A 19,178-nucleotide genomic window follows, 5' to 3' on the forward strand; every position below is an offset into this window, starting at 1 on the left:
GCGCCTCCAGGGCCACCTTCGCCTTGAACTCAGCTGAATATCGCTTCCTCTTCCCGGTCATCGGGCTCGTCCTTCCGTCAGGCCGAACCAAGCTTAACTCCCTGTCCGATTTTCGGGGACCACCTCAGTGGGTTGTCACGCGGCAGGACCTGTTCGCGCCGGCGCTCGCACAGGCCGGCCTTTCGGCCGACCGGGTGATCCATGTCGAGGCCGGCGACGAGAAGGACCTGCTCGCCTGTTTCGAGGAGGGGTTGCGCCATGGCGGGCTCGGCGCCGTCGTCGCCGAGGTGGCGCGCCTGTCGATGACCGCCTCGCGCCGGCTGCAGCTTGCCGCGGAAGGCTCGGGCACGATCGGCATCGCGGTCCGCCGCTGGCGACGCCAGACCGAGGCCTCCGATTTCGGACAGCCGACGGCGAGCGTCACGCGCTGGCGGGTCTCGGTGCTGCCCTCTACGCCGCTGCCGGTGCCCGGCCTCGGGCGGTCTCGTTGGCTGCTGGAGCTGATCCGATGCCGTGCCGGAGAGAGCGCGGATTTCGAGGTGGAGGCCTGCGATGCAAAGGGTCGTATCGCTGTTTCTTCCGAGGTGGCCCACCGATCGCCTCAGGCGGAGGCCGGGCGCCGCGTCGCCTCAACATGACGTGCCTCTGATCCTGGTCGGTCGCGAAGGGCGGCGGCGCGTTGTCACCGCCCTCGACGCCGTGGCCGAAGGGCTCGGCCTGCGCGCCGGCATGGCTGCGGCAAAGGCGCAGGCCCTCGCGCCCGGGTTGGTCGTGGTTGAGGCCGACCCGCAAGGCGATGCCGAGGGCCTCGATCGGCTCGCGCTCTGGGCGTTGCAGCGGATCTCGCCCATCGTCGCCGCTGACCCGCCCGACGGCCTGGTGATCGACACGACCGGCGCCGACCATCTGCATGGTGGCGAGCCTGTCATGCTGACCGCGATCACGCAGCGCTTCGCGGCCTCGGGCCTGGAGGCTCGCGCGGCGATCGCCGACAGCTGGGGTGCGGCCCATGCCGCCGCCCGCTATGCGGCCCGCTCCACCTTCCTCGTGCCGCCGGAAGCGACCGACCCCTTCCTGCGGTCTCTGCCGATCGCAGCCCTGCGCCTCGACCCCCGCCTCGTCCACGACCTGCGTACGCTCGGCTTCGAGAGGATCGGCGAGCTGATGGATCAGCCGCGCGCGCCGCTGACGCTCCGCTTCGGTCCGGAGATCGGCCGGCGCCTCGACCAGGCGCTTGGCGTCCTCGCCGAGCCGGTCGATCCCATCCGCGCGCCCGATCTCGTCGAGGTCCGCCGCGTTTTCGGCGAACCCATCGGCGCGGCCGAGACCATCGCCCGTTATACGGCGAAGCTCGTCGCTGCACTCTGCGCCGAACTGGAGGGGAGGGGGCTCGGGGCCCGCCGCCTGGATCTGCTGTTCCAGCGCGTCGACAATTCGCGGCAGGTCGTCCGCATCGGCACGGCGACGCCCGTGCGCGATGTGAAGCGCCTGACCCGGCTGCTCTGCGAGCGAATTGAAACGGTCGATCCGGGCTTCGGAGTCGAGGTCATGGCCCTTGCCGCGACCCTGGCCGAGCCGCTGGCCGACCGGCAAATCGTCTCCAGCCTCATCGAGGAACCGGAGCCCGACGTCAGCGATCTGATCGACGTGCTGGCCAATCGGGTCGGACACAGTCGCCTCTATCGCTTCGCCCCAGTCGCCAGCGACGTTCCGGAACGCTCCGTTGAGCGCGCCGCGCCGCTCTCCCCCGACGCGGGCGTCGCCTGGGAGGGCGACTGGCCGCGTCCGCCGCGGCTATTGCCACAGCCGGAACCGATCGAGACCATGGCGCTGCTGCCGGACCATCCTCCGGTCTGGTTCGCCTGGCGCGGCGTGCGCCGGCGCGTTCGCCGTGCGGACGGCCCCGAACGCATTCGCGGGGAATGGTGGAAGCGCGACGCCGAAATGGCGACGGTTCGGGACTATTTCCGCGTCGAGGACGACACCGGCGAACGCTACTGGATCTTCCGTTCCGGCGACGGCGAACATGAGGGCAGCGGCAGCCAGCGCTGGTTCCTGCACGGGATATTCGGATGAGCGCGCGCTATGCCGAGCTCCAGGTGACGAGCCACTTCTCATTCCTGCGTGGCGCCTCCTCCTGCGACGAGCTGTTCTCCCGGGCGAAAGCGCTCGGCATCGAGGCTCTCGGCGTCGCCGACCGCAACACGCTTGCTGGCATCGTGCGGGCGCACCAGGCGGCTCGGGATGCCGGGATCCGCCTCATCGTCGGCTGCCGCCTGGATCTGGCCGACGACCTATCCGTCCTCGTCTATCCGACCGATCGTCCATCCTACGCCCGGCTCTGCCGCCTGCTCTCCCTCGGAAAGAAGCGCGCTGGCAAGGGCAAGTGCCGACTCGAGTGGTCCGATCTCGTCGCCTATGGCGCAGGCCTCATCGCCATTCTTGTTCCGGACGAAGCCGACGAGACCTGCGCGTTGCGGCTTCGCCGCCTGCGCGAGACCTTCTGCGATCGGGCCTACATGGCGCTCACGCTGCGCCGGCGCCCGAACGACCAGCTTCGCCTCTGGGAGCTGTCGAACATGGCGGTGGCCGCCGAGGTGCAGACCATCGTGACCAACGATGTCCTCTTCCATGAGCCTGATCGCCAGATCCTGCAGGACGTCGTCACCGCGATCCGGCACAATGTCACGATTGACGAGCTCGGTCGGCGGCGCGAGCGTTTTGCTGATCGCTACCTCAAACCGCCGGAGGAGATGGGGAGGCTGTTCGCGCGCTATCCGGAGGCGCTCGCCCGCACCATTGCGGTCATGGAGCGCTGTCGCTTCAGCCTCGACGAGCTTGCCTACCAGTATCCGGAGGAGAAGCTCCATCCCGACCTTTCCCCGCAGGAGGCACTGGAGAAGCTGACCTGGGAGGGCGCAGCGGATCGCTATCCCGAAGGTCTGCCGGACAAGGTCCGGGGCAACCTCGAGCACGAGCTGGGGCTGATCGCTAAGCTGGAATACGCCCCCTACTTCCTCACAGTGAACTCCATCGTGCGCTTCGCGCGCTCGCAGGGCATCCTGTGCCAGGGCCGCGGCTCGGCCGCCAATTCCGCCGTCTGCTACGTCCTCGGCGTGACCAGCATCGATCCCGACCGAAACGATCTCCTCTTCGAACGCTTCGTGAGCGAAGAACGCAGGGAGCCGCCGGATATCGATGTCGATTTCGAGCACGAGAGGCGCGAGGAGGTCATCCAGTGGGTCTACGAGACCTACGGACGCGACCGCGCCGCGCTCTGCTCGACCGTCATCCGGTATCGTGCCAAAGGGGCCATCCGTGACGTGGGCAAGGCGCTCGGCCTGCCGGAAGATCTGACGAAGACCCTGTCGTCACAGGTCTGGGGCTGGTCGGAAGACGTCGAGGCGAAGCACGCCGAAGGTCTCAACCTCAATATGGGCGACCGGCGGCTTCGCCTTGCCCTCGTGCTCGCCCACCAACTCGTCGGTACGCCCCGGCATCTCTCCCAGCATCCCGGCGGTTTCGTTTTGACACGGGATCGGTTGGACGAGCTCGTCCCGATCGAGCCCGCCGCCATGGCCGATCGGCAGGTCATCGAATGGGACAAGGACGACATCGACATCCTGAAGTTCATGAAGGTCGACGTGCTGGCGCTCGGGATGCTCTCCTGCATGCGCCGCGCCTTCGATCTCCTCGCCGAGCACAAGGACGTCAGGCTCGATCTCGCGACCATTCCCGCCGAGGACCCCCGAACCTATGCCATGGTCCGTCGCGCGGACACGCTCGGCACCTTCCAGATCGAATCCCGCGCGCAAATGGCGATGCTGCCGCGGATCAAACCGCGCACCTTCTACGACCTCGTCATCGAGGTCGCGATCGTGCGGCCCGGGCCGATCCAGGGCGACATGGTCCATCCTTATCTGCGCCGGCGGGAAGGCAAGGAGAAGGTCGAATATCCCAAGCCTGAGCTCGAGGCGGTTCTTGGCAAGACCCTCGGGGTGCCCTTGTTCCAGGAGCAGGCCATGAAGGTCGCGATTTGCGCGGCGGGCTTCACGCCGGGCGAGGCTGACCAGCTGCGTCGCGCCATGGCCACCTTCAAGCACACCGGCGGCGTCTCGAAATTTGCCGAGAAGCTGATCAATGGCATGATCACCAACGGCTATGAGCGGGACTTCGCGGAGCGGACCTTTCGCCAGCTGGAAGGCTTTGGCAGCTACGGCTTTCCCGAAAGCCATGCCGCGAGCTTCGCCCTGATCGCCTATGCCTCTGCCTGGATGAAATGCTGGCACCCGGATGTGTTCTGCTGCGCGCTGCTCAACGCCCAGCCCATGGGCTTCTACGCGCCGGCGCAGATCGTGCGCGATGCGCAGCAGCACGGCGTCGAGGTCAGGCCCGTCTGCGTCAACGTCTCCCGTTGGGACTGCACGCTTGAGCCCATCGGCGACGACGAGTGCCGCTTTGCCGTCCGTCTTGGCCTGCGCATGGTCAAGGGCCTCGGCAATGCCGAGGCGGCGCGGCTCGTCTCTTGCCGGGCTGATCAGCCCTATGCGTCAGTCGACGATCTCTGGCGTCGCGCGGCGATCCGCTCAGCAACCCTGGTCGAGCTCGCCGAAGCCGACGCCTTCCGCCCCACGCTCGGCCTCGCCCGCCGTGAGGCGCTTTGGGCGATCAAGCCGTTGCGTGACGAGCCGCTCCCGCTCTTTGCCGCCGCCGCGGCGCGTGAGCACGCGCCCCGCCCGGAGCAGGACGAACCCGTGGTGCCACTGCGGCCGATGACGGCCGGCGGCGAGGTGGTCGAGGATTACGGTCATGTCGGGCTGACGCTGCGCGACCACCCGGTATCCTTCCTCAGGCAGGATCTCGCCCGGCGGTGCATCCTGACCTGTGCCGAGGCGGTGGCTTCGCGCGACCGGCGCTGGATCGAGGTCGCCGGCCTAGTTCTCGTGCGCCAGCGGCCGGGTTCGGCCAAGGGCGTGATGTTCATGACGATCGAGGACGAGACCGGAGTCGCCAATGTCGTCGTCTGGCAGAAGGTGTTCGAGCAGCTCCGCCGTACCGTACTCGGGTCCACCATGATCGGTATCAGGGGGCGCATTCAGCGAGAAGGGGAGGTCGTGCATGTCGTCGCTCGCGATCTGTTTGATCTCTCGTTCGAGCTGGCCAGCGTCGGGTCGCGCGAGGCGGATTTTCCGCTGCCGCACGGACGCGGCGATGAACTTCATAGGGGTGCGCCGGCACAGGATCCTCACGGGCTGCCAAAGCCGTGCGATCTCGCCGACGCCTACGGCCATATTGACGAGATCAGGGTCAGGGTGCGGGATTTTCGCTGAGAATGAGGCTGGGCCTTGGTCCGTGACGGCGAGCAGATTTAGATATGCTCCTCCCAGAACCGGATGTTGTTGACGTTTGTCTTCAGTCCTTTGGATTTCAGGGCGTCGTTCGGAGTTTCTTCAACGATCTCGATGATCTGATCGACGAGCCCGAAAAGCTCTTTCACCTCTGGATGTGCGTAATTCCATTTAACACCGTCACTATCGTACACATCCAGCTCGACCGCACGGCCCGCCTCGTCCGGATAGTTCTGAAAGTCTGGCCTGATAAATTTTCCGAGACGATCCAATATTAGCAAGCGCGCGATTTCTCGCCCGCCGAGTTCGGCATACAGATCTTTGATTTTGTCGAACGCCTCATCCAGCCTGTCTTTCCAATCGGTGTCGTCGAACTTGGCGTCGATGGCTGCAACCGCAGCAGCATCCTTGGCTTTTCGCAGCGCAGTGATCTTTGCTTCGGCCTTCGACAGCTCCTTTTCGGCGGCATCTCGAGCTTCGATAGCTTCGTCGCGGTCCCGAATGATGCTGTTATGAACTGACGCTTCGATGCGTGAAGGACCTTTGAGGTTCTTGCTGAGATTGTCCCACTGACGCTGAAACTCCCGCATCGCGCGGTTTCTAACTCCGGACGTCGGAATAGACAGCGATATTTCGTTGCACAGATCCTCGAAGCCCTGGGCCAACGCGACGTCGTTATCGATGCTCACGCCGACAATGCCGAGAAGCGTTGCCTCCATGACCTTGAAGGTGTTCGGGGGCACGACGATTGGAAGACGGTGGGTATTCAACGCCCAGGCAGCGCCCAACTCCGCCATACAGAAGGCACTGTCGAGATAGGCAGGCGTAAGAAGGGCTACGACTGCTTTTGCCGCCACGACCTGGTTGCGAATGGCCTCAACGAAATTGGCGCCTTTGGGAACACCCTGCCCTTCGAGGCTGGAACAGAAGATGTTCTCGGACGTGATGCCCAGCGACTTTGCCAACAGGGTCTCAAAGGCCTCGACCAGATCCTTGTCCGCAGCAGCGTGGCTCAGGAAGATCACAGTGTTATTGCTCGCTTTCGCCACTCTCTGTCTCCCCCTTCGTGCGAGCCCTCGCAGGCAATCAGCTTTCATCACGCGCTTGCTGAAAACAGCTAATTCCCCTATTTTAGGGGGAAGTCAAGGAGAGCGAACATGGCGAGCTTCACATTGACCGATCTCGGCAACCGCTCCGGTGAAGTTGTCGAAGCGGCGTTTCAAGGCCCAGTTGACATCACCAAGCGTGGCAAGCGCAAATTCGTGCTGCTGACGGCCGACCAGTTCGACCGCCTCACGGCGAGCACGGCGCAGCGGGCGCATCGTGTCGAGGACCTGACAGGGACGGAGCGCGACGAGATCCTCGCCGGCCTCGATGCCGTTTCCAAGGGTGACGCCAGGGATGACTGATCCACGCCATGGGGACGTCATCCTCTATTCCTATCTCTGGGCGCGCGAGCATGAACGTGGAGAGGAGACCGGCCGCAAGGCACGGCCGACCTGCGTCATGCTGATCCTCGGCGGCAAGGACGGCCAACCACGGCCTTTGCTCTTTCCGATCACCAGCCAGCCGCCGCGGCCCGGTGCGCACCATGTGCCGATTCCGGAGACCGAAGCCCGGCGGGCAAAGCTCTACACGCCTGCTTGGGTAATCGTCGACGAGTTCAACACGGACGATCTCACCCGGTCCTGGGCGGTCGAGGACCCGACACCTCTTGGACAGTTCTCGCGTAGGTTCATGTCACGGATCGCGGCGGAAGCTGCGGCGGCAATTCGCGCCGGCGCTGTGCGAAATGTGCCACGACGCTAATTTCTCTGATGGGCGCCAGCCGTCGCTTCGCCAACTCAAGACGCCGCATGGATCGTCCGGGTGGGGGGATGGACGTCGCCCTGCGGGCCGGGCTGTCGGCTGCGCTGAAGCCCGCGAGCGGTCTTCCCCCTTTCGGGCTTCCATCCCTGACGCAAACCATGGAATGATCAGGTGATCCGACGGAGGCGCGAATGCTGGCGCGGATGAATGCATGGGCCGAACGACGGCGGCTCCGCCGGAGTCGCTGGCAGGACGATGCGCGCCGGCTGGTGACCCAAGACGAGCCCGCAGCCTACTAGGAGGCCCAGCGCCTTGCGGCGCGCGCCAGAGCCTCGCGGGATGCTGACGCGTTCGTTCATTGGGCCAACGTGGCCGCAGAGGTGGCACGGATCTCGCCCCGCGCCCAGATGGACCTTGCCGTGGTTCAAGCCATCGTCGACGCGGAATTGCGCCGGGCGGCAGGAGCCGCGCCTTCGGGAGGCTGAGGGGGATGCGCGTGCTGGGGCCGCGAGCCGCCCTTTGGCGCGCCCGATACCCGCTCTCCTGAGATGGCTTCCTGGTCCGGCGCCGGATCTTCCACGATCAACCCCAAAGGGGTCCGCTACGTCCCGTGCGGCCGCTCGAGGCGCTGCCTCGGCGGTGATCGCGACCGGCGTCGGACGCTGTCGGACGCCATCGAGCGGGGATCGGCCTCGCCCGAAGGCGGAGCCCTCACATGTCGCACGATCTTTCCCTCGCCCAGAGCCATGCCTTCCAGCTCGCCTGCACGCTGATGGTCCCGGTCACGCTGTTCCAGGTCGATGGCGCGTACGCCGTGCTCCCCAGCGACGAGCTCGATGGAGACGAGATCGCGATCATCCATGAGTTCGATCCCTACGAGATCGGACCGGCTCTATGAGCCGGTCCCTCCCTCCCGGGATGCCGCTTGCGCGCGAGCGGCGGCAAGGGAGGCTGCGCCGCGGCTGGCTCACGCCCCTGACCTGGGTCTCCTCTGATATCCGCCGCGCCCTTGCCGCCTTCGCCCTTCGCGGCCGCCGGGACTGGCCCCGCAGGTATTGGGGGCAGGAAACCCGAACAGGAAAGGCCCAGGGCGTTCGATAGGCGCCCCGGTGGAGAACAGCATGGAGAGAGATGCCGTTGAGCAGCTGAAAGACCGAGTGCCCTGCGCCGCGGTGTTGGAGAAGGCGGGGTTCGCGGTTGATCGCAAGCAGAGCACGCGCCGCGCCGTCAAATATCGCCGGCACGATGACATCGTCATCGTGATCCACGCGGGAAAGGGGTGGTTCGACCCGCTCTCAGATGCCAAGGGCGACGTCTATCGGCTTGTCGCGCACCTGGACGGATTGGGTTTCATGGCGTGTCTCGACCGCGTCGCCGAGCTCGTGGGCTATGTTCCGACAGCGCCGGTATGGTCGCGGCCGGAGCGGAGCCGCGACGTTCCCCTGGCCGTCGCGGAGCGCTGGCACCGTCGTCGTCGCCCCTCGCAAGGCTCCGCAACCTGGCGGTACCTGCGCGACGAGCGTCGTCTCTCGGAGGCGATCATCGGCGCCGCGATCGGGCAAGGCCGACTTCGGGAAGGTCCGTATGGCAGTATGTGGGCGGCTCATTTTGATGATGGAGGCGGCGTCACCGGCTGGGAGGAGCGTGGCCCCGAATGGCGCGGGTTCGCGACCGGCGGCGCCAAGGTCCTGTTCCAGCTCGGCCGTCCTGGGGCTTCCCGCTTTTGTGTCACCGAGGCGGCGATCGACGCCCTGAGTCTCGCCGAGATAGAGGGGCTTCGACCCGACAGCCTGTTTCTCAGCACCGGCGGCGGCTGGGCGCCGTCCGCGGTGGCCGCGATCCGGGCCCTCGCGTCACAGGAGAATGCGTTTCTCGTCGCCGCCACGGACAACAATCGGCAGGGCGAAATCTTCGCGCGACGCCTGATGGCCATCGCCGGAGAGGCGTCGTGCCGGTTCGAGCGCCTCCGCCCGATCGCAGAGGATTGGAACGAGGACCTGCGCGCAATGAAGGAAAATCAGGAGGGGGAGGAGAGGAAAATTTGGCTGCCGCATGCCCGGCTGGAGCGTCAAGGGTGAAGCTCCGCCCGGCTGCGCCGGCCCTTGACCCCCCAGCGCGGTGAGGCGGCCGCGGGGGAGAGGTCAGGATGGGCTGAAGAGGAATGGCGAGATCGCGAGGATCAGCCGCGCTCCGGCCCGACGAGGCTGAAGGAGCCCGCCATGAACCCCACCCCCCAGATGCGCAAGGTCTATCAGGGTGTCGCCGACCGGCGACAGATGTGCCGCTTGTTCGACCGGCATGCGCAGCGGCCGATCCGTGGGGAAGATGATCCCACCTCGCTTTATGCCGGCGAATGGTTCGAGATCCACCAGGCCGAGCACGATTACATGCTCGATATCCTGCCGCCGCTCTGGATGCGCCTCGACATGTTCGCCATGCGGGAGTTCCTCGCCGGCTCGGTCACCAGCGTCTTCTTCTCGGTGATGATCGACGGTCGGATGCATTTCTTCCACGGCTATTGCGACCTTTCCAATAAGGCTTCGCCCGACCGGATGCGGGCTGCGATCCTCGAGCGTGAATCCCGACCCGTGAAGGCGATGACGCACGAAGAGCGCCTCGAGCACATCTGGAGCGAGACGAACGACGATTATCGGGGCTACGCCGGCGCGCGCTGGCCCAAACAGCATCGCGGCAAGCGCACCGTGCTGTTCTACGGCGGACGGCAAGGCACAAGCCTGGTTCTGCTCGACGGCCTCACTGACGCGCAGATCTCCGCCAAGCTGCCGGTGCATCTGCGCTACCTGCCCGACGCGATTGCGGCCTGAGGGAGGAAAGCATGGCCGACTATCACGCCCCCACTGTCGTCACGCCGTTCATTCCTTCGGCGGACATGACGCCACTCGAACGGCTCATCCTCGGCCTCGCCTTTGACGAAGAGACCGATGACGACGGCCACGTCTATTTTCATTCCTGGTGCGGCCCGAGCGACATCGTCGCGATCGAGGCCGAGCAGCTGCGGCAAGCGCACTCGGCATCGAAGGATGCCGTGAGCATCATCAACGACCCTGTCGCTACACGCCTCGCCGAGCACGATGCGGCGGAAGATCGTGCTCGGGAAGAGGACATCGAACTCGACCTGAGCGCAGCGGACTGCGGCTGGGACCGGATATCGCAGGATATCGTCCGCGGTTCGTCGACGATCGACGAGATCGTCGTCACCGCGGCGTTTACCTGCTCGAGGATGCGTCCAGACGGGTTCGGCGGCAGTATCATGCGGATCACAGCCGAGACCCTCCGGTATCAATCGACAACCGCCATGCTCGAAGAGATGCGGGCGGGGACGAAGCCGCCTCCGGCCGGCGAGCCCGGCGGTCATGGAACCCGGCGACGACTGGAAGCTCTGGCCGGTTCTTCCGGCTGGTACACCTTCACGCTCTTGCTGCTGATCGCCGGCTGGGTGGACCAGCACGGACAATCCCGGGCCCTGATCGATCATCTCGACCGCCTCGCCTCGGCCACGGACGCCTAGACCCCCATTCCCCACATCACCGAAGGCACCAGGAGCGGGTCCCGATCGCTGGACCGCGCCGGGGCCTCTCGCCTAAGGCACTGGAGATATTCATGTTCACCTTTCCACTTGAGAAGGTGCGCGAGGTCATCGCGCGCGGGCATTCCGATGCGGCCGCCAATGGCGGATTCCGCAATCCCTACTATGGCCTCAAGCCGGGAGAGGGCGAGAAGCCCGGCCTCTGGCTAGTCGGCGACGAAGGCCTCTACATCCTGTCCAACGGCAAGTTGGCCGAAGGACAGAGACCGCTCGTCTGCTACGCGCAGGAGTGCAACCCCGCCACCAATCCCGACTACTGGCACTACAAACGCCAGCATTTCGGAGCCGATGACGGCATTGAGTTTCTCGATGCTGAAGAACTCCAGACGATCATCCAGGCGACGCCCGCAGCGACCCATCTGCGGATTGAGACGACCGACACAAGCATCTCGCTTGTCCTGATCGTGCGCTGACCCCGCCAAGCCCGGCTTTCCGCCACCGTCGCGAACCGTCTTTCCCCGCCGGATGCACTCCCGCGGGACCGAGGTCGCGCGCCCTCGACATCTGGAGATCCCACCCATGGCGCATGACGATCCCTTCACCCTCGATCTTTTCGGCAACACGGCGCTGTCGTCCGGCCTCGGCATCGGCGTCACCGCCTTCTCGGCGAGCTTTGCTGAAGGACCGGACGATGACGATCCGCCGCCCACCACGCCAGCGCCGGCCATGCCGATCGCAGCCATCGCAAGGCCGTCCGTCCCGGCCTCTGCCGAGAGGGGCGAAAACTTCCACTTCGCCGGAACCCGCCAGCTTGCCCGTTCGTGGAAGGACCGCGCCCGCGACAACCTCGCCGCCATTCGTCTGGCGGCCGAGATCGAACAGGCGCAGCGCTCGGCCACACAGGAGGAGCAGGCGGCGCTGATCAAGTTCACCGGCTTCGGCGCTTCCGATCTTGCCAACGGCATTTTCCGCAGGCCGGGCGAGGACCGGTTCCAAAAGGGTTGGGAGAAGGTCGGCGCCGAGCTGGAGGAAGCCGTGTGCAGTGCCGACTACGCTTCGCTCGCACGCTGCACCCAGTATGCGCACTTCACGCCGGAATACGTCGTTCGCGCCATCTGGGCCGGCCTGCTGCGACTCGGCTGGCGCGGCGGGCGGGTTCTGGAGCCGGGCATCGGTACGGGACTGTTCCCCGCGCTGATGCCGGTGGGATTGCGGGCAGTGTCGCATATCACGGGCATCGAGCTCGACCCTGTCACCGCGCGGATCGTCCGGCTTCTCCAGCCCCGCGCCCGCATCATCACCGGCGATTTCGCCCGTATCGAGCTGCCGGCGCATTTCGATCTAGCGATCGGCAATCCACCCTTCTCCGACCGCACCGTGCGCTCGGATCGGGCCTTCCGCTCGCTCGGCCTGCGGCTGCACGACTATTTCATCGCCAAGGCAATCAGCCAGCTGAAGGCTGGTGGGCTTGCCGCCTTCGTCACCTCGCACGGCACGATGGACAAGGCTGACAGCTCGACCCGCGCGCATATCGCGACCATGGCCGATCTTGTCGGTGCGGTCCGCTTGCCCGAGGGCAGTTTCCGCGCCGACGCCGGCACCGATGTCGTCGTCGATATCCTCTTCTTCCGCCGGCGTCGGGACGGCCAGCCGGAGGGCGACCTGTCCTGGCTCGACCTCGAGGAGGTCCAGCCGGCGACGGATGACGAGGCGGCGATCCGGATCAACCGCTGGTTCGCGCGCCACCCCGACATGGTGCTGGGAGCGCATGGCCTGACCTCCGGCCCCTTCGGCGAGACCTATACGTGCAACCCTCGCGACGGCGAGGATCTCGATAGGGCGCTTGCCGCCGCGCTCACCTTCCTTCCGGAAGACATCTATGACGGCGACCCGGAACCGGTCTTGGCCGATCTTGAGGAGCTAGGCCCGACCACCGACCTGCCCGGCGCATCCCGAGTGCGGGAGGGCAGCTATTTTGTGGACGGCCGGCATGGCCTGATGCAGGTCGTCGGCGGTGCGCCGGTCGCGATCCAGGTGCGAAAGGGGCGCAGCGGTGACGGAATTCCGGAGAAGCACGTCCGGATCATCCGCAAGCTGATCCCTATCCGCGACGCCGTTCGCGAGGTGCTGAAAGCGCAGGAGTTCGGCCAGCCTTGGAAGCCAGCGCAGGTGAAGCTGCGCATCGCCTGGTCGAGTTTCGTGCGCGAGTTCGGGCCGATCAACACCACCGTCGTCTCGACCATCGAGGACGAGGAGAGCGGCGAAGTGCGAGAGACGCACCGCCGCCCGAACATCCAACCCTTCATCGACGATCCCGATTGCTGGCTGGTCGCCTCGATCGAGGATTACGACCTCGAGACCAACACGGCCAAGCCCGGCCCGATCTTCACCGAGCGGGTGATCGCGCCGCCGCCGGCGCCGGTCATAACGTCGCCGGCCGATGCACTCGCCGTGGTGCTCAACGAGCGCGGCCATGTCGATCCCGACCACATCGCCGAGCTGCTGCACCGCGACGTCGAGGCTGTCATCGCAGAGCTCGGCAACGCCATCTTCCACGATCCGGGCGACGGCTCCTGGCAGACCGGCGACGCCTATCTCTCGGGGACAGTCCGCTCGAAGCTCGTCATCGCGCAGGCCGCGGCCGCGCTAGATCCGGCGTATCAGCGCAATGTCACCGCGCTGCAGGCGGTGCAGCCGGCCGACCTTCGTCCCTCCGACATCACCGCGCGTCTCGGCGCGCCGTGGATCCCGGCAGCCGACGTCGTCGCCTTCGTGAAGGAGGCCATGGGCGTCGAGATCAAGATCCATCACATGCAGGAACTGGCCTCCTGGACCGTCGACGCGCGCCAGCTCGGATACATGGCGGCCGGCACGTCGGAGTGGGGCACCGACCGGCGGCACGCCGGCCAGCTCCTGTCGGACGCGCTGAACTCCTCGGTGCCGCAGATCTTCGACATCGTGAAGGACGGCGACAGCGAGCGCCGCGTGCTCAACGTTGTCGACACTGAAGCCGCCAAGGAGAAGCTCACCAAGATCAAGACCGCGTTCCAGAACTGGATCTGGAGCGACCCCGATCGGACCGATCGACTGGCCCGGGTCTACAATGACCGCTTCAACAACATTGCGCCTCGCGCCTTCAACGGCGATCATCTCCAGCTTCCGGGCGCCTCTGGCGCCTTTTCTCTTTATGGGCACCAGAAGCGGGTCATCTGGCGCATCATCTCCTCGGGCAGCACCTACGTCGCCCACGCCGTCGGCGCCGGCAAGACCATGTCGATCGCCGCAGCAATCATGGAGCAGCGCCGGCTCGGACTGATCGCCAAGGCGATGCTGGTCGTTCCCGGCCATTGCCTGGCGCAGGCGGCAAGAGAGTTTCTGGCGCTCTATCCCAACGCCCGCATCCTCGTCGCTGACGAGACCAACTTCACCAAGGATAAGCGTCACCGCTTTCTGTCGCGCGCGGCGACGGCAACCTGGGACGCCATCATCATCACCCACAGCGCTTTCCGCTTCATCGGCGCGCCGTCGGCGTTCGAGAGCCAAATGATCCAGGACGAGCTGGAGCTCTATGAGGACCTGCTGACCAAGGTCGAGAGCGACGACCGCGTGTCGCGCAAGCGCCTCGAGCGATTGAAGGAAGGGCTGAAGGAACGGCTGGAGGCGCTCTCGACGCGCAAAGATGACCTTCTCACCATCTCCGAGATCGGCGTCGACCAGATCATTGTTGATGAAGCTCAGGAGTTCAGGAAACTCTCCTTCGCCACCAACATGTCGACGCTGAAGGGCATCGATCCGAACGGCTCGCAGCGTGCGTGGGACCTCTTCGTCAAAGCACGCTTCATCGAGACCAAGAACCCCGGCCGGGCACTCGTACTCGCCTCAGGCACGCCTATCACCAACACGCTCGGCGAGATGTTCACCGTGCAGAGGCTGCTCGGCCACGCGGCGCTGCGCGAGCGCGGGCTGCATGAGTTCGATGCCTGGGCGTCGACCTTCGGCGACGCATCCACCGAGCTCGAGCTGCAGCCGTCGGGCAAATACAAGCCGGTCACCCGCTTCGCGCAGTTCGTCAATGTCGCCGAGCTGATCGCCATGTTCCGCTTCTTCGCCGACGTGGTGATGCCGGCGGACTTGCGCGACTATGTGAAGGTGCCGGAGATCTCAGGCGGCAGGCGCCAGATCATCACCGCGCCACCGAGCGCGGCCTTCAAGGCCTATCAGCGCCAGCTCGATGCCCGCATCACCGCCATCGAGCAACGTGACCGTCCACCCGAACCCGGCGACGACATCCTGCTCTCCGTCATCACGGACGGGCGCCATGCCGCGATCGATCTGCGTCTTGTCGATCCCGACAATGACAACGAGGCCGGCAACAAGCTCAACCAGCTCGTGGCGAACGCCTTCCGCATCTGGCAGGAGACGGCGGAGAACACTTATGTCCGCAGCGACGGAAAGCCTTTTGAGCTGCCCGGCGCAGCGCAGATGATCTTCTCCGACCTGGGGACGACCAATGTCGAGAAGACGAGAGGTTTTTCCGCCTACCGCTGGATCCGCGATGAGCTCGTTCGATTGGGCGTGCCCGCCTCCGAGATCGCCTTCATCCAGGATTTCAAGCGATCCGAGGCGAAGCAGCGCCTGTTCGGTGATGTCCGGTCCGGCAAGGTCCGCTTCCTTCTCGGCTCGTCGGAAACCATGGGGACCGGTGTCAACGCGCAGCTTCGCCTGAAGGCGCTCCATCACCTCGATGTGCCGTGGCTGCCGTCACAGATCGAGCAACGCGAGGGTCGCATCGCCCGCCAGGGCAATCAGCATGATGTCGTCGACATCTTCGCCTATGCGACGCTGGGCTCGCTCGACGCCACCATGTGGCAGAACAACGAGCGCAAGGCCCGATTCATCGCCGCTGCGCTCTCCGGCGACACCTCGATCCGCCGGCTCGACGACATGGGCGAGGGACAGGCATCGCAGTTTGCCATGGCGAAGGCCATTGCCAGCGGCGATGAGCGCCTGATGCAGAAGGCCGGGTTGGAAGCCGAGATCGCGCGGCTCGATCGCCTGCGCGCGGCCCATGTCGACGACCAGCATGCCATTCGCCGGCAGATCCGCGACGCCGAGCGCGACATCGAGATCTCGACGCGGCGGATCGGTGAGATCGGGCAGGATATCGAGCGCCTGGTGCCCACGGCGGGAGACAGCTTCGTCATGACCGTGACGGGCGGCTCCTATGACGACCGCAAGCTCGCCGGTCGTGCCCTGATGAAGGAGATCCTGACCTTGGTGCAGCTCCAGCAGGAGGGCGAGGCCATCATCGCCTCCATCGGTGGCTTCGACCTCGAATTCTCCGGAGAGCGCTTCGGCAAGGATGGTTTCCACTACACCACCACGCTGCTGCGCACAGGGGCGGAGCACGAGGTCGAGCTTCCGGTCACCGTCACGCCGATCGGCGCGGTGGCCCGCCTCGAGCATGCTCTCTCAGGCTTCGAGGGTGAGCAGCAGAATTATCGCTGGCGGTTGGAAGGCGCCCGCAAGCGACTCGTGTCGTATCAGGCGCGCGTCGGCGAAGCCTTCGCCTTCGAAGTGGAGCTCGACATGAAGCGTGAGCAGCTGGCCGAGGTCGAGGCTCAGCTTGCCTCCAACGTCGGCGAGGCCAGCGCCGAGGGGGATATCGGGGGAAGCAGCAGGATTGCGGCGTAGAATCGCTGCTTCACGATCGCATCAAGCCGGGCCGAGTAGAAGTGTCTGGCCATCACGCCTGCCGGCTAAGCTCGGTGGTCGGATGTGGACTCATCGTCGGCGGCGGTGCCGGTGCCGAAGCCGCCGGCCATCCCGCCGCCCATTCCCATGCCACCACCCATTCCGCCGCCGCCACCGCCGCCTTTGCCCGATCCATCCCGACTGCTCTCGCCCTTGCCGCGCCCGCCCGAGCTAGAGGGCCGCGTCGGGCCTTGCCGCGGGATGGCCAGATCGGCCGGGATCGGCCCGATGTCGAGCGCCTCGCGGATGAAATTGCGCAGCGACACCACAAGCTCATCCGTGTGGACGGAGCGCCCGGCCAGCAGCTCGCGCACCGCGCGCTCCGCGAGACGAACCTGTTCTTCTGTCCCGAGCAGGATGATGTCCGAGAGTGCCGCCTCCACCGCATCGCGGATACGGCGCCGGCGATCCGAGCCGGCCTTGGGGTCAGTGCTCTGGTCGTCCTCGGCTTCTGCCTCCACGTGTCCCTCGGCCTCCCGGCCTTGTCGATGGAGGTCGCGCAGATGCGTCGGATCGACGCTGAGATTGCCGGTGAACGAGCCACCCAGCGTCTTGTAGGCGGCGATCAGCGTGCGCAGGCGCTCATTGATCTGCCGGTTCATCCGTTCACGCCGCTGCTGGATCGTGAACATCATCAGCAGGCGGATCCCGATGCTGATGAGCGTGAACAGCGCGAGCCCGATCAGTGTCACGATCAGGCTTTGCCAGGAGCTGAAATCAATGCCGCGCAAGGGTGCCTCTGCGATCGGTTGCTTTCGCGCCGAATGAGGCGCGCGCCATCAGACAGAGGGAAGAGGAAAATGGGAAGGAGGGGAACCCTGCTCGCCGACCGGCCGAACCGGCGACGCTGAGCTCAACCGCGTCCTGCGCGATCCCGGCCGCGGCGTCCTGCGCAGGGCTTGTCGCCCCGCTGGGCCGCCGGACAGGGATGCTCGATCGCAGTTGCACCGGCCCGCCCGCTCCGCGGGCCGGGGGAGGTCTTCGAGAAGAAGACGAGGAAGGACCCGCGAACGCGGCCTTCGAAATCCCCCACAAGGAGCATCTCCATGCATCTCATCAAGGTCGATCCGCGCGCACTGCGGGAGAATCCCGACAAGACGCGTCTGACCAAGTCCACGGCGCAGGCCGATGCGCTGCTGCTGGCGACGATCAAGGCCGTCGGCATCGTGCAGCCGCCTGTCATCGCCCCCGAAACCGGCGGCGGCAACGGCTACATCATCAATGCGGGCCATCGCCGCGTGAAGCAGGCGATCGCCGCGGGCCTCGAGGAGATCGAGGTCCTCGTCGACGAGGCCGCCAACGACAATGGCGCGATGCGCTCCATGGTCGAGAACATCGCCCGTGAGCCGCTCAATCCCGTCGACCAGTGGCGCGCGATCGAACGCCTCGTCGCGCTCGGCTGGACCGAAGAGGCGATCGGCGTCGCGCTTGCCTTGCCGGTTCGCCAGATCAAGAAGCTGCGCCTCCTGGCGAACGTCCTGCCGGCTATGCTCGACCATATGGCGAAGGGTGATATGCCGAACGAGAAGCAGCTGCGCACGATTGCGGCGGCCTCGCTCGACGAGCAGCGCGAGGTCTGGAAGCGGCACAAGCCGTCAAAGGCCGATCCGCAGGTCGCCTGGTACAACGTCGCGAACGGTCTGGAAAAGACCCGGATGCATGCGAAGGACGCGAGCTTCGATGACGAGCTCGCCAAGGCCTACGGCATCGCCTGGGTCGAGGATCTCTTCGCCTCGGCCGACGAGGACAGCCGCTACACCACGGATGTCGAGGCCTTCCTCGGGGCCCAGCAGGAGTGGATGGCGAACCACCTGCCGAAGCGCGGCGTCGTCGTCGAGGCCGACACCTGGGGACGGGCGAAGCTGCCGCCCAAGGCCGAGCGGGTCTACGGCAAGCCGGGCAAGTCCGACCACACCGCGATGTTCGTCGATCGCGAAGGCAAGGTGCAGACGGTCCACTACCGGATGCCTGAGCCGAAGACGGCCAAGGGCAAGGCCGGGTCGGCCGGTGGCGCTGCTGGTGACGACGGCATCGTGGCTTCGAAGCCGCGCCCGGACGTGACCCGTAGGGGCATCGAAATGGTCGGGGATTTCCGGACCGATGCCCTGCATGAAGCGCTTGCCCGGGCCCCGATCGAAGACGACACTCTGCTAGCGTTGCTCGTCCTGGCCTTCGCCGGGCGCAATATCTCGATCGCGTCCGGCGCGTCGGGCGACATCTACGGCTACGCTCGCATGGATCGCCATGCCGCACGGCTGGTCGGCAGTGAGGGCAAGCTCGCGTTCGACCGCGAGACGCTGCAGCAGGCGGCCCGCGGCGTCCTCATCGATGTGCTGTCCTGCCGGGAGAACCGCACCGACTCCGGCATCGTCGCACGGCTCGCCGGCGACGCCATCGGCGCCGACGGCTTCCTTCCGAACATGGGCACGGACGAATTCCTCTCGTGCCTGTCCCGCGCCGCGCTCGAAGGCTCGTGCAAGGACACGCCGGTCCTGCCGCGCCAGAAGGTGAAGGACACCCGCGCCGCTCTCGTCGAGCACTTCAAGGCGGAGCGGTTCGTTCATCCGTTGGCGCTGTTCGCGCCCGACGCGATGAAGCTCGCGAGCTGGCTGGTGAAGCACGAGGCGAGCGAGGACGACGATCTCGACGAGGGGTCGGCCGAGCCGGACGCCGCGGAGCCGGCCGACGCGCTCGACGGCGAGGCCTACGGCGTCGCGGCC

At 66.0% G+C, this 19,178-nt stretch carries 13 protein-coding genes and 1 pseudogene; 12 read left to right on the top strand and 2 right to left on the bottom strand.

What is annotated here, in order from left to right; genetic code table 11:
- Positions 1 to 113 precede the first annotated feature (113 nt).
- From K9U40_RS16780 to K9U40_RS16790, 3 genes and pseudogenes are all read left to right on the top strand, one after another.
- Positions 114 to 638: pseudogene (locus K9U40_RS16780) on the top strand (ImuA family protein); the annotation flags it as partial.
- Positions 553 to 2,076 (top strand): Y-family DNA polymerase, encoded by a 1,524-nt coding sequence (locus tag K9U40_RS16785; RefSeq protein ID WP_282891284.1) that lies wholly within the window; start codon positions 553 to 555, stop codon positions 2,074 to 2,076. The pseudogene K9U40_RS16780 and the gene K9U40_RS16785, both read left to right, overlap by 86 nt.
- Positions 2,073 to 5,330 carry an error-prone DNA polymerase gene (locus tag K9U40_RS16790; protein WP_282891285.1) on the top strand — a complete coding sequence of 1,086 codons (3,258 nt, stop codon included), beginning with the start codon at positions 2,073 to 2,075 and terminating at the stop codon, positions 5,328 to 5,330. The genes K9U40_RS16785 and K9U40_RS16790 overlap by 4 nt, the downstream gene beginning before the upstream one ends.
- A 38-nt stretch (positions 5,331 to 5,368) precedes the next feature.
- Here the strand turns inward: K9U40_RS16790 and K9U40_RS16795 are convergent, their stop codons facing one another.
- The gene (locus tag K9U40_RS16795; RefSeq protein WP_282891286.1) at positions 5,369 to 6,397 is read right to left on the bottom strand and encodes a toll/interleukin-1 receptor domain-containing protein; all 1,029 of its coding nucleotides are present in this window, start codon (positions 6,395 to 6,397) and stop codon (positions 5,369 to 5,371) included.
- A 108-nt stretch (positions 6,398 to 6,505) separates the two neighbouring features.
- Between K9U40_RS16795 and K9U40_RS16800 the strand changes: the two genes are divergently transcribed.
- From K9U40_RS16800 to K9U40_RS16835, 8 genes are all read left to right on the top strand, one after another.
- Positions 6,506 to 6,757, top strand: coding sequence for a type II toxin-antitoxin system prevent-host-death family antitoxin (locus K9U40_RS16800; RefSeq protein ID WP_282891287.1), 252 nt, complete (start codon positions 6,506 to 6,508; stop codon positions 6,755 to 6,757).
- Entirely contained in the window at positions 6,750 to 7,157 is a 408-nt protein-coding gene (locus K9U40_RS16805; RefSeq protein ID WP_282891288.1) for a hypothetical protein, read from the top strand. Before K9U40_RS16800 ends, K9U40_RS16805 begins: the two co-directional genes overlap by 8 nt.
- A 715-nt stretch (positions 7,158 to 7,872) precedes the next feature.
- Positions 7,873 to 8,055, top strand: a complete 183-nt coding sequence (locus tag K9U40_RS16810; RefSeq protein WP_282891289.1) for a hypothetical protein — start codon at positions 7,873 to 7,875, stop codon at positions 8,053 to 8,055.
- A gap of 223 nt (positions 8,056 to 8,278) precedes the next feature.
- Positions 8,279 to 9,235: a DUF3991 and toprim domain-containing protein gene (locus tag K9U40_RS16815; RefSeq protein ID WP_282891290.1), complete on the top strand. Its 957-nt coding sequence runs from the start codon at positions 8,279 to 8,281 to the stop codon at positions 9,233 to 9,235.
- Positions 9,236 to 9,376: 141 nt separating this feature from the next.
- Positions 9,377 to 9,982, top strand: a complete 606-nt coding sequence (locus K9U40_RS16820) for a DUF1419 domain-containing protein (RefSeq protein ID WP_282891296.1) — start codon at positions 9,377 to 9,379, stop codon at positions 9,980 to 9,982.
- A gap of 11 nt (positions 9,983 to 9,993) precedes the next feature.
- Positions 9,994 to 10,686: a hypothetical protein gene (locus tag K9U40_RS16825; protein WP_282891291.1), complete on the top strand. Its 693-nt coding sequence runs from the start codon at positions 9,994 to 9,996 to the stop codon at positions 10,684 to 10,686.
- Positions 10,687 to 10,778: 92 nt separating this feature from the next.
- Entirely contained in the window at positions 10,779 to 11,177 is a 399-nt protein-coding gene (locus K9U40_RS16830; RefSeq protein WP_282891292.1) for a DUF3085 domain-containing protein, read from the top strand.
- A 106-nt stretch (positions 11,178 to 11,283) separates the two neighbouring features.
- Complete coding sequence (locus K9U40_RS16835; protein WP_282891293.1) at positions 11,284 to 16,398, top strand: N-6 DNA methylase; 5,115 nt, start codon at positions 11,284 to 11,286, stop codon at positions 16,396 to 16,398.
- Positions 16,399 to 16,463: 65 nt separating this feature from the next.
- Here K9U40_RS16835 and K9U40_RS16840 read toward each other — a convergent pair whose 3' ends face one another.
- Positions 16,464 to 17,189: a hypothetical protein gene (locus tag K9U40_RS16840; RefSeq protein WP_282891294.1), complete on the bottom strand. Its 726-nt coding sequence runs from the start codon at positions 17,187 to 17,189 to the stop codon at positions 16,464 to 16,466.
- A gap of 315 nt (positions 17,190 to 17,504) precedes the next feature.
- Here K9U40_RS16840 and K9U40_RS16845 point away from each other — a divergent pair.
- A partial coding sequence (locus K9U40_RS16845) for a ParB/RepB/Spo0J family partition protein (protein WP_282891295.1) occupies positions 17,505 to 19,178 on the top strand: 1,674 nt, incomplete at its 3' end.

The sequence above is a fragment of the Xanthobacter autotrophicus genome (assembly GCF_030015065.1).
Taxonomy (GTDB): Bacteria; Pseudomonadota; Alphaproteobacteria; order Rhizobiales; family Xanthobacteraceae; genus Xanthobacter; species Xanthobacter autotrophicus_D.

What these genes read in the sequence shown, in the direction of transcription:
- K9U40_RS16785 (WP_282891284.1), top strand. Translation starts at nt 553, where the DNA reads ATGCAAAGGGTCGTATCGCTGTTTCTTCCGAGGTGGCCCACCGATCGC.
- K9U40_RS16835 (WP_282891293.1), top strand. Translation starts at nt 11,284, where the DNA reads ATGGCGCATGACGATCCCTTCACCCTCGATCTTTTCGGCAACACGGCG.
- K9U40_RS16815 (WP_282891290.1), top strand. Translation starts at nt 8,279, where the DNA reads ATGGAGAGAGATGCCGTTGAGCAGCTGAAAGACCGAGTGCCCTGCGCC.
- K9U40_RS16810 (WP_282891289.1), top strand. Translation starts at nt 7,873, where the DNA reads ATGTCGCACGATCTTTCCCTCGCCCAGAGCCATGCCTTCCAGCTCGCC.
- K9U40_RS16830 (WP_282891292.1), top strand. Translation starts at nt 10,779, where the DNA reads ATGTTCACCTTTCCACTTGAGAAGGTGCGCGAGGTCATCGCGCGCGGG.
- K9U40_RS16790 (WP_282891285.1), top strand. Translation starts at nt 2,073, where the DNA reads ATGAGCGCGCGCTATGCCGAGCTCCAGGTGACGAGCCACTTCTCATTC.
- K9U40_RS16805 (WP_282891288.1), top strand. Translation starts at nt 6,750, where the DNA reads ATGACTGATCCACGCCATGGGGACGTCATCCTCTATTCCTATCTCTGG.
- K9U40_RS16820 (WP_282891296.1), top strand. Translation starts at nt 9,377, where the DNA reads ATGAACCCCACCCCCCAGATGCGCAAGGTCTATCAGGGTGTCGCCGAC.
- K9U40_RS16825 (WP_282891291.1), top strand. Translation starts at nt 9,994, where the DNA reads ATGGCCGACTATCACGCCCCCACTGTCGTCACGCCGTTCATTCCTTCG.
- K9U40_RS16800 (WP_282891287.1), top strand. Translation starts at nt 6,506, where the DNA reads ATGGCGAGCTTCACATTGACCGATCTCGGCAACCGCTCCGGTGAAGTT.